The organism is Citrobacter amalonaticus, assembly GCF_002918555.1.
In the GTDB taxonomy this organism is placed as follows: domain Bacteria; phylum Pseudomonadota; class Gammaproteobacteria; order Enterobacterales; family Enterobacteriaceae; genus Citrobacter_C; species Citrobacter_C amalonaticus_A.
On record NZ_PQMB01000003.1, the window covers coordinates 515,858 to 528,752 of the forward strand.

Annotated in this window: 13 protein-coding genes; 9 read left to right on the top strand and 4 right to left on the bottom strand. The window is 53.5% G+C overall.

Translation table 11 applies throughout. From position 1 onward, the window contains the following. Positions 1-31 precede the first annotated feature (31 nt). A complete protein-coding gene (locus C3432_RS15075) occupies positions 32-718 on the bottom strand; it encodes an IclR family transcriptional regulator domain-containing protein (protein WP_103777398.1) in 687 nt (228 codons plus the stop codon). A gap of 68 nt (positions 719-786) precedes the next feature. On the opposite strand from C3432_RS15075, the gene C3432_RS15080 reads away from it, so the two are divergent. After that, a complete protein-coding gene (locus tag C3432_RS15080; protein WP_103777399.1) occupies positions 787-3,045 on the top strand; it encodes an FAD-dependent oxidoreductase in 2,259 nt (752 codons plus the stop codon). On the opposite strand, the gene C3432_RS15085 is transcribed toward C3432_RS15080, so the two are convergent. After that, entirely contained in the window at positions 3,042-4,022 is a 981-nt protein-coding gene (locus C3432_RS15085) for a type IV pilus twitching motility protein PilT (protein ID WP_103777400.1), read from the bottom strand. The genes C3432_RS15080 and C3432_RS15085 overlap by 4 nt on opposite strands. Before the next feature lie 17 nt (positions 4,023-4,039). Between C3432_RS15085 and C3432_RS15090 the strand changes: the two genes are divergently transcribed. The 8 genes from C3432_RS15090 to C3432_RS15125 all read left to right on the top strand — a co-directional run bounded on the left by C3432_RS15090 (position 4,040) and on the right by C3432_RS15125 (position 10,715). Beyond that, positions 4,040-4,744 carry a YggS family pyridoxal phosphate-dependent enzyme gene (locus tag C3432_RS15090; protein ID WP_103777401.1) on the top strand — a complete coding sequence of 235 codons (705 nt, stop codon included), beginning with the start codon at positions 4,040-4,042 and terminating at the stop codon, positions 4,742-4,744. Positions 4,745-4,761: 17 nt separating this feature from the next. Further along, positions 4,762-5,328, top strand: coding sequence for a YggT family protein (locus tag C3432_RS15095; RefSeq protein WP_103777402.1), 567 nt, complete (start codon positions 4,762-4,764; stop codon positions 5,326-5,328). Then, complete coding sequence (gene yggU, locus C3432_RS15100) at positions 5,325-5,615, top strand: DUF167 family protein YggU (RefSeq protein WP_003027101.1); 291 nt, start codon at positions 5,325-5,327, stop codon at positions 5,613-5,615. The genes C3432_RS15095 and yggU overlap by 4 nt, the downstream gene beginning before the upstream one ends. A gap of 7 nt (positions 5,616-5,622) precedes the next feature. Then, complete coding sequence (locus tag C3432_RS15105) at positions 5,623-6,216, top strand: XTP/dITP diphosphatase (RefSeq protein WP_103777403.1); 594 nt, start codon at positions 5,623-5,625, stop codon at positions 6,214-6,216. After that, on the top strand, positions 6,209-7,345 hold the full coding sequence (hemW, locus tag C3432_RS15110; protein ID WP_103777404.1) for a radical SAM family heme chaperone HemW: 1,137 nt from the start codon (positions 6,209-6,211) through the stop codon (positions 7,343-7,345). Before C3432_RS15105 ends, hemW begins: the two co-directional genes overlap by 8 nt. A 527-nt stretch (positions 7,346-7,872) precedes the next feature. Then, complete coding sequence (locus C3432_RS15115) at positions 7,873-8,859, top strand: TRAP transporter substrate-binding protein (protein WP_103777405.1); 987 nt, start codon at positions 7,873-7,875, stop codon at positions 8,857-8,859. Between the two features lie 51 nt (positions 8,860-8,910). Next, positions 8,911-9,414: a TRAP transporter small permease gene (locus tag C3432_RS15120; RefSeq protein ID WP_103777406.1), complete on the top strand. Its 504-nt coding sequence runs from the start codon at positions 8,911-8,913 to the stop codon at positions 9,412-9,414. Continuing rightward, entirely contained in the window at positions 9,414-10,715 is a 1,302-nt protein-coding gene (locus C3432_RS15125; protein WP_103777407.1) for a TRAP transporter large permease, read from the top strand. Before C3432_RS15120 ends, C3432_RS15125 begins: the two co-directional genes overlap by 1 nt. Before the next feature lie 189 nt (positions 10,716-10,904). Here the strand turns inward: C3432_RS15125 and ansB are convergent, their stop codons facing one another. Together ansB and C3432_RS15135 are read right to left on the bottom strand one after the other, a co-directional pair. Next, a complete protein-coding gene (gene ansB, locus C3432_RS15130; protein ID WP_103777408.1) occupies positions 10,905-11,951 on the bottom strand; it encodes an L-asparaginase 2 in 1,047 nt (348 codons plus the stop codon). Positions 11,952-12,138: 187 nt separating this feature from the next. Beyond that, the gene (locus C3432_RS15135) at positions 12,139-12,858 is read right to left on the bottom strand and encodes a YggN family protein (protein WP_103777409.1); all 720 of its coding nucleotides are present in this window, start codon (positions 12,856-12,858) and stop codon (positions 12,139-12,141) included. Between the last annotated feature and the right edge of the window lie 37 nt (positions 12,859-12,895).

The window sequence follows — 12,895 nt, forward strand, 5'->3', positions numbered from 1 at the left end:
CTGATAAGGGCTGACGTTACTACCCGTAATGCTATTGAGTGATGCGCTGGTTCAGCGACTTAAGCTCTGCTAAACGTGCCGCGACGATGACGTCGTCAACCTGCCACATCCCGGCAAAGGCCAGCGCCGCAGAGTGTGCACCCAGCGGCTGCGCCATTGAGACTTCACCGTCGGCGTGGTGCCAGACAACGTGCCCCTGGCGACGCTGCTGTTCGACGTGAGGCGCCAGGTTGAGCCACTGTTCCGGCGTAAAACGCTTTACAAGAGACTCATCGCTTTCCGCCGCCAGTAGCGCCATGCCGATAACGGATTGCCAGGCGGGGAGCATATGAAATCCGGCCAGCGCCTGACTTATCTGCGCTCCGGGTCTGGAGTGATAGATATAGATTACCTGGTCTTCCCAGAGTACTCCCAGCGCGACCACGATATCTTTCGGCGCGTAGTGCTCGAGTAGAGGCAAAGCGTGGGAGAAAAGCGCCGAGCCACGAATGGCCTGAGCAGCAAGAGCGTGAATGCCCGGCCCCGGCAGGTAGCGACGATGTTCATCCTGCATGGTCAGTCCGATGGAGGCCATCGTCATCAGCAGTCGGTTCACCCGCGTGGTGTTGATGCCCATCAGCCGGGCCAGTTCGCGACAGCCAATAGCACGTCCGCTGGAGACCAGATATTGCAGACAGCGGATGCCATCTATCAGACTTTGATTCGGTTGGGATGACATGCGCAGTGGCTTCGCTTTAGCTTCAACAGGTTTTCAATTTTACCGCCAGTTCCGAAGGATACAAGGCTATGCAACGCTTTACTCAATGTGACTCAAGAACATTCCCTTCCCGGACCCTGCACGCCGATCTCGTCGTCGCTGGCGGCGGACTTGCCGGGCTTTGTGCCGCACTGGCTGCGGCACGGGATGGCCTGCAGGTCATTCTGGTGCAGGATCGTCCCGTCCTCGGAGGGAACGCCTCCAGCGAGGTCCGTTTGTGGGCCAACGGCGCAACCTCGCATATGGGGAACAACAATCGCTGGGCGCGCGAAGGCGGCATCATGGGCGAAATCATGGAAGAGAACCTGTGGCGCAACAAAGAGGGCAACCCGATAATGTTCGATCTGCTGCTGCTGGATATGGCCAAAAGCCAGCCCGGGCTAACCTTATTGCTCAATACCGCGGTGTACGAGGTGGAAAAACAGCAGCAGCGTATTCACCAGGTCAAAGCCTTCAATGCCATCAATGAAACTTTCTACACCCTGTCAGCCCGTCAGTTCTGCGATGCCACCGGTGACGGCGTGCTCGGTTATCTGGCAGGCGCAGAGTTTCGCGAAGGCGCAGAAGAGCCGGAAGAACTGGACGAAAAAATGGCCCCCGGCGAACACTTCGGTCACAAGCTTGGTCATTCCATCTATTTTTACACCAAAACGACGGCCAATCCGGTGACGTTCGTCCCCCCTTCTTTCGCGCTCGACGATATCACCACAATCCCGCGTTATAAGCGCCTGACCTCCACCCTGAACGGTTGCGATCTGTGGTGGCTGGAGTGGGGTGGCCGTCTCGACACGGTTTATGAAAGCGAGACGATCAAATGGGAACTGTGGAAGATCGTCTGGGGCGTCTGGGATCACATCAAGAACTCCGGCGAATTCCCCGAAGCAGAGAAGATGACCATTGAATGGGTTGGCGCAATCCCCGGCAAGCGGGAAAGCCGCCGTTTTATGGGCGACCATCTGCTGTGCCAGCAGGATATTATCGGGCAACGGGATCACTACGATGCCGTAGGCTATGGCGGCTGGTCCATCGACCTGCATCCGGCGGACGGCGTCTACAGCACCCATGACAGCTGCCGCCAGTTCCACAGCAAAGGCACTTACACTATTCCGCTACGCAGTCTCTATAGCCGCTCGCTGGATAACCTGTTTCTCACCGGACGTCTGATTTCCGCCTCTCACGTCGCCTTTGGCAGCGCCCGGGTTATGTGCACCTGTGGACTTCTTGGCGAGGTTGTCGGACGGGCTGCGGCATTATGCCACCAGCAGCAGCTGACGCCGCAGGCGCTTGCCAGCCACGACCACGTGACTCGTCTGCAACAGCATCTGCAGGCAAACGGCTGCTACATACCTCGCCAGTGGCTGGACGATCCGGCGCTGGGGGCTACCGTCACCACCAGCAGCGAGTACATGATTTCGACCCTTCCCCCAAACGGCCAATGGCTCCCGCTGGGTGAGCGGATGGCGCTACTGCTTCCCGTAAAGGCGGGAGACAAGCTGCCAGCAATGTCCTTCCAACTGCGTGCCGACACGCCACAATCGTTCACCGTTTCGCTGCTCGGCGCGGACAAAGCAGGTAACTTTACTCCGGAGCAGCACTATGCAGAATGCGCAATTGAGGTACACGGCAGCGGGGAATATCGTTGCGCTTTCGACTGGCTTTGCGATCGCGATCGGTATGTGTTCATTGCCTTTCCCGTCCTGAGCGACGTTGAGATTGCCCTGACCGACACGCATCTGCCCGGCATCATGACCGTGTTTAACAGTCTGAACGCCCGGGTGGCAAAACATACCCGCCAGTTACCTGACGCCGATTACGGGGTCGATGCCTTTGATTTCTGGCTGCCACGCCGTCATCCACATCAGGTAATGCCGGCCCTGCGCCTGGACACACCGCTGAACTGCTTTAGCCGCAACAATCTGTTGAACGGTCGTTTGCGTCCGGAACAACAGGCAAACGGCTGGGTTCCGGATGTAAATGACGTTCAGCCTGTCGCCATCTGGCGCTGGAACGCGCCAAAAACCGTGCGCAGCCTGACGCTGGTGCAGGACAACGACTTTGACAACGCGATGGAAACGGTACAAATGGGCCACCCTCGCGCCGTGACGCCTCACTGCATTACACACTACCGTCTGTGGGGCGATAACGCGCTGCTTGCCGAGGTGACTAACAACCGTCACTCCGTATGTCAGCACCGTTTTGCTCACCCACAGCAGTTTAGCGAGATCCGCCTGGAAATCGTCGCCACCGCCGGGGCATTACCCGCCGTTTATTCGCTCAACATTCGCTAAAGCCGGCCCTGGGCCTGCCGCTGTTGCAGGCTCCGGGCAAAGCTCATCATCCCCACCTGCTGTCCGGTCTGGATCACCTGGGGTAGCTGGTGGCTTTTCCCTTCGCGGATCAGGTTTCCTGCCGCTGGCGTATTGATCAGTAATTCAAACAGCGCCACGCGCCCGTCCTGTTTATCACGCTCCAGTTTTTGCGAAATGACCGCCCGCAGGCTGCCCGCCAGCTGGCTGCGCACCGGATCTTTTTCCTGCGCGGGAAAGGTATCCACCAGCCGCTCCACCGCCTGCGCCGCACCGCGCGTATGGAGCGTTGCCAGCACCAGATGCCCCGTTTCCGCTGCCGTCAGCGCAAGGCGGATCGTCTCGCTGTCGCGCAGTTCGCCCAGCAGAATCACATCCGGATCTTCACGCAGAGCCGCCCGTAACCCTGCGGCAAACGAGGAACAATGCACGCCGATTTCACGCTGCTGGATCAGACAGCGCTGGCTGGTATAAAGGTATTCAATGGGATCTTCCAGCGTCAGGATATGCCCATCAATATGTTGGTTGAGATAGCCGACCATGGCCGCCAGAGTGGTGGATTTGCCGCTGCCGGTTGCGCCAGTCACCAGAATCAGCCCGTTCTCGCAGGCGAGCAAATCGGGCAACGCCGAAGGGGTTTGTAGCTCCTCAAGCGCAGGACAACTGACCGGGAGCAGCCGTAGCGCCAGCGACGTTCCCTGGCGTTGGGCAAACGCACTGGCTCGCAGACGCAGGTTGCCGGTCAGAGAAACCGCAAAATCAATTTGCCCATGCCTTCGTAACGCGGCCCGCTGCGCGTCGTCAAGCCATTGCCTCAGTAATGCGTCAACATCGGGAACGACGATTGGCGCAAGTTCCATTCCTCCCCGTTTTCGCCATCGCGCAGGCCATGCATTGCTCAGGTGTAGATCCGAGACGTTATGCTTTACACTAAGGGCCACAATTTCTTCCATATTCATACAAACATCCTCGGAAAATGAACGATATCGCGCATAACCTGGCACAGGTCCGGGACAAAATCTCAGCCGCTGCAATGCGTTGCGGGCGGCTTTCAGAAGAAGTTACATTGCTTGCAGTAAGTAAAACCAAACCTGCGAGCGCCATCGAAGAAGCGATTGCCGCAGGGCAACGTGCTTTTGGTGAAAACTACGTGCAGGAGGGAGTGGAAAAAATCCGCCATTTTCAGGCGTTGGGAACGGAAGACCTGCAATGGCACTTTATTGGCCCTTTACAGTCCAACAAAAGCCGCCTGGTGGCTGAGCACTTCGACTGGTGTCATACCCTCGATCGTCTGCGTATTGCCACGCGTCTGAGCGAGCAGCGTCCGGCTGAGTTGCCGCCGCTGAACGTGCTGATTCAAATCAACATCAGCGATGAGAACAGCAAATCAGGTATTCCTCTTGCTGAGCTGGACACGCTGGCCGCTGAGGTCGCCAGACTGCCGCACATTCGTCTGCGCGGTCTGATGGCAATCCCGGCGCCTGAGTCAGATTATGTAAGGCAGTTTGAAGTTGCACAGCAAATGGCTGTAGCATTTGCCGGGCTGAAAACGCGCTACCCTGACATTGACACCTTATCACTGGGGATGTCGGATGATATGGATGCCGCTATCGCGGCGGGTAGCACGATGGTGCGCATCGGCACCGCTATCTTTGGTGCACGTGATTACACAAAAAATTAAGGAAAACTGAGGAACGCATGAATACGTTGACCTTCCTGCTCTCAACGGTAATTGAGCTGTACACCATGGTGCTGTTATTGCGCGTGTGGATGCAGTGGGCCCGCTGTGATTTTTACAACCCTTTCTCCCAGTTCGTGGTGAAAGTGACCCAGCCCATTATTGGGCCGCTGCGCCGGATTATTCCCCCTATGGGGCCAGTCGACAGCGCATCGTTGCTGGTGGCATTTATCCTCAGCTTTATCAAAGCTATTGCGCTGTTTAAAGTCGTCACCTTCCTGCCAATCATGTGGATCGCGGCGGTACTGATTGTTCTGAAGACCATTGGTTTACTGATCTTCTGGGTGCTGCTGGTAATGGCAATCATGAGCTGGGTAAGCCAGGGGCGTAGCCCAATCGAGTATGTGCTGATTCAGCTTGCCGACCCGCTGTTACGTCCGATTCGTCGTCTGCTCCCGGCGATGGGCGGCATCGATTTTTCGCCGATGATTCTGGTGCTGCTGCTGTATGTCATCAACATGGGTATTGGCGAGGTTCTGCAAGCCACCGGTAATATGCTGCTGCCAGGATTGTGGATGGCGCTATGAGTGCCGTAACACCCTGCGATGACGGGCTGGTTTTACGGCTTTACATCCAGCCGAAAGCCAGCCGTGACAGTATTGTCGGTTTACATGGCGACGAAGTGAAAGTCGCCATTACCGCGCCGCCGGTAGACGGCCAGGCCAACAGCCACCTGGTGAAGTTTCTCGGCAAGCAGTTTCGGGTGGCGAAAAGCCAGGTCGTCATTGAAAAGGGCGAACTGGGCCGCCATAAACAGGTTAAAATCATTCATCCGCAACAAATTCCGCCAGAGATTGCGGCGCTAACAGATTAGGTATCCTATGCAAAAAGTTGTCCTCGCTACCGGCAATGCCGGTAAAGTGCGTGAGCTTGCTTCGCTTCTGAGCGATTTCGGGCTTGATGTCGTGGCGCAAACGGATCTTGGGGTTGATTCCGCCGATGAGACCGGCCTGACGTTTATTGAAAATGCAATTCTGAAAGCACGCCATGCTGCACAGGTTACCGGTCTGCCCGCCATTGCCGACGACTCTGGCCTGGCGGTTGATGCGCTGGGCGGTGCGCCGGGGATCTATTCCGCTCGCTATTCTGGCGAAGACGCCACGGACCAGAAGAATCTTGAAAAGCTGCTGCTGACAATGCGGGATGTACCGGACGATAAGCGCCAGGCGCGCTTCCACTGCGTCCTGGTGTATATGCGCCACGCAGACGATCCGACACCGCTGGTCTGCCACGGGAGCTGGCCTGGCGTCATTACCCGTGAAGCTGCGGGTAACGGTGGCTTTGGCTATGATCCGATCTTCTTCGTTCCGTCAGAAGGGAAAACAGCGGCCGAACTGACTCGTGAAGAAAAAAGTGCGATTTCTCATCGCGGGCAGGCGCTGAAGCTGCTGTTGGAAGCCTTACGTAATGGTTAAGCTGCCGCCGCTGAGTCTTTATATTCACATTCCGTGGTGCGTACAAAAATGCCCGTACTGCGATTTCAACTCGCATGCGCTGAAAGGTGAAGTTCCGCACGACGACTATGTTCAGCATTTGTTGAACGATCTGGATGCTGACGCCGCCTACGCCCAGGGACGTGAAGTGAAGACCATTTTTATTGGCGGCGGTACGCCGAGCCTGCTTTCTGGCCCGGCGATGCAAATGCTGCTGGACGGCGTGCGCGCACGTCTGAATCTGGCAGCGGATGCGGAAATCACGATGGAAGCGAATCCGGGAACGGTAGAGGCCGATCGCTTTGTCGACTACCAGCGCGCCGGGGTGAATCGCATCTCCATTGGCGTACAGAGCTTCAGCGAGCCAAAGCTGAAGAAACTCGGGCGTATTCATGGCCCGGAAGAAGCAAAGCGTGCGGCGAACCTGGCGAGCGGGCTGGGGCTGCGCAGCTTCAATCTTGATTTGATGCACGGTTTGCCGGACCAGACGCTGGAAGAGGCGCTGGATGACCTCCGACAGGCTATTGCGCTCAATCCCCCTCATCTCTCCTGGTATCAGTTGACCATTGAACCCAACACCCTGTTTGGCTCGCGCCCGCCGGTATTGCCTGACGACGACGCGCTGTGGGATATTTTCGAGCAGGGCCACCAGCTGTTGACTGCCGCAGGGTATCAGCAGTATGAAACGTCAGCCTATGCAAAGCCGGGCTATCAGTGTCAGCACAACCTGAATTACTGGCGCTTTGGCGATTATCTGGGTATAGGCTGCGGCGCGCACGGGAAGGTGACCTTCCCGGACGGACGTATTCTGCGCACCACCAAAACGCGTCATCCGCGTGGCTATATGCAGGGACGTTATCTGGAAAGCCAGCGGGATGTGGAACAGGCAGATAAGCCGTTTGAATTCTTTATGAACCGCTTCCGCCTGCTGGAGGCTGCGCCACGCAGCGAGTTCACCCAGTATACCGGGCTTGCAGAAGAGGTGATTCGCAAAGAGATCGATAAAGCCATCGCCCAGGGCTATCTGACCGAATGCGAGCATTCCTGGCAAATTACCCATCATGGCAAGCTGTTTTTAAACTCTCTTCTTGAACTGTTTCTTGCGCAATAGTCTTTGCTGCGGGTGATGACAAAGCCTGAAATACCCGATAGCGCAAGGCTTATCGGGCATTTCAGCGTGACGTTGGCATCACCCGATGATGCGTCTGCGGCGCATATTTTCCTTCCAGCATATATAGCATCTACACCCTAAATAATTCGAGTTGCGGGACAAAACACGTCGTCGTTTGAACAGCGCTTGCGCTGGTCCTGAAGGGGCGAGGCCGAAGGCCGGGTAACAAAGCCAACGCACCTGCAGCTTGAATTATGACGGATATATTCGGTTAAGCCGAGCTCTTTGACAATTATTCATGAATAATAAAGCTGATCATTATTTATATTGATAAATAAAATTAAAAAATACGAAATAAATATATACAGTGCAGCGCACAAAATTAGATCAAACTCCTGGTACCTCCATGTTTTGTGATTAAGATAGCGGATAGATGTCCGACAACTACATCGATTTATCATACAACGTTGGTTTATCAGCCTTTAGATATCAACCAATTTCGGTTCTCAAAAGCTAGGAGTTTACTTATGAAAATTGCTGCGTTTTCCCGTTCACTCGTGTGTGCCTCCCTGTTGGCGCTGCTTAGCACGGGTGTCAATGCCGCAGAGAAGGTCACATTGAAACTGGCTCACAACCTGGAACGTAGCCATGTGGTTCACCAGGCTTTTGAAGAGTTAGCGAAAGAGGTTAAACAGCTGTCTGACGGTAATATGGTGATTCGTATTTATCCCAGTAGCCAAATGGGCAACGCCAGAGAAACAATGGAGCTGTTGCAAAATGGCGCACTGGATATGACAAAAGGTTCCGCCAGTGACCTGGAATCCTTTGATAATACTTATGCTATTTATAATTTACCGTTCTTATTCAAAGATCAGGCGCACTTTAATAACGTCGTCTTTGGGGAAGTCGGTAAAGAGATTATGGACTCGACAAAAGACAAAGGATTCTTTGCCCTGTCTGCTTATGTGGCAGGGACCCGGAGTTTTTATGCCAAAAAACCCATCACTAAACCAGAAGATTTAAAAGGGCTGAAAATTCGCGTCCAGGCAAGCCCAACGACCATTAAAATGATCGAATTGATGGGAGGCTCCCCCACGCCAATTTCTTTTGGCGAAGTTTATACCGCGATGCAGCAAGGCGTTGTTGATGGCGCAGAAAATAATGTTCCTTCATGGGTGCAGACCCGCCACATTGAGATAGCCAAAGTCTTCTCAGAAGATGAACATGCTTCTATTCCCGATTTCCTGGTTATCTCGACGAAAACATGGAATAAGTTAACCCCAGAGCAACAGAATATTCTGACCTCTGCGGCAAAAAATTCAGAAGCTTATCAGCAAAAATTGTGGGAAAAAATCGACAGCGAAACCCGTGCTCAGGCGAAAGCCCAGGGAGGCGAAATTGTGAAAGTCGACAAAGCCCCTTTCCGTGCGGCCGTTCAGCCATTGTTTGATGATTTCAGAAAAGATCCAAAACAGGCTGCTCTGCTGGATAAATTTGAGAATGTAGCGCAATAACAATCACTTTTGGGGGCCAGTCTCCGCCCCCATTTGCTCAGGACTCTCTCAATGATATTTAACCGCCTTAAACTTGCGGTAGACCGCATCATTGCCGCATTTTCTATTCTTGTCATGATTGCGTTGGTGGGGTGTGTCGTCTGGCAGGTATTCAGTCGCTACGTACTTAACCAGCCAAGCACGCTTACCGATGAGTTAGCGCGCTTTTTGATGATATGGGTTGGATTATTAGGCGCGGCCTATACCGTAGGCGCTCAGCGTCACCTTTCAATCGATCTGCTCTCTCTTTCGCTGAGTAAACACAAGCAGGCATTGCTTAATTTATTCATTAACTTATTGATATTCAGCTTCGCCGGTTCAGTTATCGTGACCGGGGGGATCAAGCTGATTAACAAGACGCTGGCGACGTCGCAGGTCTCGGCAGCCATGCAGATCCCCATGGGTTATGTCTATTTTATTCTGCCGATTAGCGGCGCAGTCATGATGTTTTATGCGCTCTGGTTTATTCATCAGAGTATCCACCAACTGAGACAACCTCATGAGGGAACAATTTGATGGATAGCTATATTGCGCTCACCCTTTTTGGCTGCTTCTTTATTTTGGTTTTTGTTGGTGTTCCAATCTCTTTCTCGATAGGCATTGCCACCGTCGCCTCAATGCTGCTGATGTTCCCCTGGGACATTGCCGTGATAACGGTGTCGCAGAGGCTGGCCAACGGACTGGATAACTTCGCCCTGCTGGCTATTCCTTTCTTTATTTTTGCCGGAACGCTGATGAACAGCGGGGGGATTGCCATTCGTCTGATTAACCTGGCGCAGGTAATGGTAGGCCGCGTGCCTGGCTCACTCGGGCATGTCAACGTCCTGGCGAATATGATGTTCGGCTCCATTTCCGGCTCCGCCGTCGCGGCGGCGGCGGCCGTGGGCGGAACGCTCAATCCGATTCAAACCAAACAGGGATACGATCCGGCGTTTTCTACCGCCATTAACGTCTCTTCTTGTATTACCGGGCTGTTAATTCCCCCTTCAAACGTTCTGATCGTTTTTTCACTGACCGCTGGCGGCGTCTCTGTTGCGTCTCTGTTCATGGCCGGATATCTGCCCGGTCTTCTGATGGGGCTTGCGATCATGGTCGTCTGCGCGATTATCGCAAAACAGCGGGGCTATCCGCTGTCCGAAAGACCGACCTGCGCTCAGGCGCTGAAAGCATTTCTGGATGCGCTGCCAAGCTTGCTGTTGGTCATCATCGTGATGGGGGGAATTCTCGGGGGGATCTTTACTGCTACGGAAGCATCAGCCATCGCGGTGGTCTATACGTTTATCCTCTCTGTTCTCATTTATCGTGAAGTGAAATGGCGCGATTTACCCAAACTGATCCTTGAATCGGTAGTGACGACATCCATCGTTTTACTGTTAATCGGTTTCTCTGTCGGGATGTCATGGGCGATGACCAATGCCGATATCCCGTATATGATCAGCGACACGCTGATGGGGATTTCAGATAATCCATGGGTCATTCTTTTACTGATCAATATCGTGCTGCTGATTGTGGGCATTTTTATGGACATGACGCCTGCGGTGCTGATTTTCACACCGATCTTCCTGCCCATCGCTCAGGAACTGGGTATGGATCCGGTGCATTTCGGCATCATGATGGTCGCGAACCTGTGCATTGGCTTACTGACACCACCTGTAGGCAGTGCGTTGTTTGTAGGATGTTCAATATCCGGCGTGAAAATTCAGCATTTAATTAAACCGCTGCTGCCGTTTTATGCCGCATTGTTTATCGCATTAATGATGATCGCCTACATTCCGCAAATATCGCTGTTTGTCCCGCAACTGCTGGGATTGATGTAATCGCAAAATGCCCGGTAGCGTTCTCGCTTACCGGGCATGATTAACGACGTTATGATCCCTTTATACTCGTCATACTTCAAGTTGCTGGTGCGTTGGCTTTGTTACTCGCCCCTTCGGGGCCAGCGCTGTTCAAAACGACGACGCGTTTTGTCCCGCAACTCGAATTATTCAGAGTATACAACCCAGAAATTAATACTGATTAAACATGGTCTGGATCTGTTTTGGATCTTTCGTTTGCGTCAAGGCTAACTGCAACAGTACGCGTGCCTTCTGCGGATTCAGAGATCCAGAAGCGACAAAGCCGTACTTCGCATCATCAATTTCGGCATCCTGAGTCGTTGCGCCGGTTGGTACGCGGGAAGAACGCACCACAACCGTGCCTTTGTTCGCGGCCGTCGCCAGAGTATCGAAGATAGTTTTATACAGGTTGCCGTTGCCAACGCCCGCGCTGACAATCCCGTCATAACCCGCATCCACCAACGCTTTAGCCGGAAGATCGGAAGCATTAGCATAGTTATAAACAATCCCCACCTTCGGCAGCGCGGTCAGCTTAGAGACGTCAAACGGTGTGGAAGTGGTGTGCTTACGCGCAGGTGTACGCTGATAGTCGATTTTTCCGTTATGGATATAGCCCAGCGGTCCGTAGTTAACAGACTTAAAGGTTGCCACATCGGTCGTATTGGTCTTAGCCACATCGCGACCATCAAGCACGGTGTCATTCATCACTACCAGCACACCTCGATTCGCAGAGGCTTTATCTGCCGCCGTGACGACTGCGTTATAGAGGTTGAACGGACCATCCGCGCTCATCGACGTCGACGGGCGCATTGCGCCGACCAGCACAACCGGCTTGTTGCACTTAACGGTCAGGTCGAGGAAATAAGCGGTCTCTTCCATGGTGTCGGTGCCGTGAGTGATAACAAAACCATCGGTTTCATCACACTCGGTATTAATTTTTTTCGCCAGGGTCAGCCAGACGTCATCGTTCATATCCTGAGAACCGATATTGACGACCTGCTCACCTTTAACAACAGCAATATTTTTCAATTGAGGAACAGCATTAACCAGATTTTCTACGCCAACTTTACCCGCGGTATAGTTTGATTTTGTTGCAGAGTCACCGCCCCCGGCAATCGTTCCGCCGGTCGCTAAGATAGTGACGTTAGGTAAAGCGAAGGCTGCGCCGCTGAACCCCATAACCAGTGCGGCAAGTGTCGTTTTCCTGAAAAACTCCATGTTATTTCTCCATTTACGTGAATTTGCCGCATTATCCCAATGCCACAGACGAATAATGTGACGACATCCAATTAACCAGACAAATATATTTTTCGGATTGTTAAACTTAGAGGTAGATACCAAAACGCGGTAAAGAGACAAAAAAAACGGCACAGACGCGATCTGTGCCGTTGTTTAATAAAAAAAATTATTTAAGCGTACTGACCAGCGCTTTGCGGCTGTCCTCCAGCGTGACAACGCGACTACAGACATCTTTACCAAACTGCTGGAAGTCTTTTTCCTGATTCTTCCATTCGCTTTGAATCGAAGTTTGCAGTCCGCCGAGGCTACCCAGCACGCCCTGAAGCGGATTGCCGCCCCCTTTGAGCACCGCCTTCGCCCCCATTTCGTTGATACTGTCCTGCAAAATGCCGCCCATCGCCTGGTTCACCAACTGTTGCCCATCAGCACGAACCTGATCGATCGCTTTATAGTGGAAAGTCAGACCGTCGGTGCGATGTTCAATAATGCGGTTCATCTGCTCTTTCAGCTGCGCATCCAGTTTGGTCAGACGTCCGCGCATCTTACTGCTCTCGCCGACCTCTTTAGCAATAATGTTGTCCAGCGCCACGCGACCTTTTTCCACGCGAGCTCTGGCACCCTCGTCGATCCACGGTAGCGCGCTACGCAGCTCCGCCTGGTAATCTTTCGCCTGTTCGCGCTGCGCGGCGTTCAGCGTGTACTGCTTGCCGTTGTACATCACATTGCCGTCCGGCGTAATCACCAGATTGCCGTTTTCACCCTTCACCTGCACCGTTTGCGGACTCAGAATGACATCGTCACGTGGCGTGACGCTGCACTGATAATCTGCGTGAGCGGCCATCGCCGTTAACGAAAGAACTGCCGCCAGCAGCGTTTTGCGCATCATAACTTTCCCTCAAGACAAATCGGGCCGGCATTTGCCG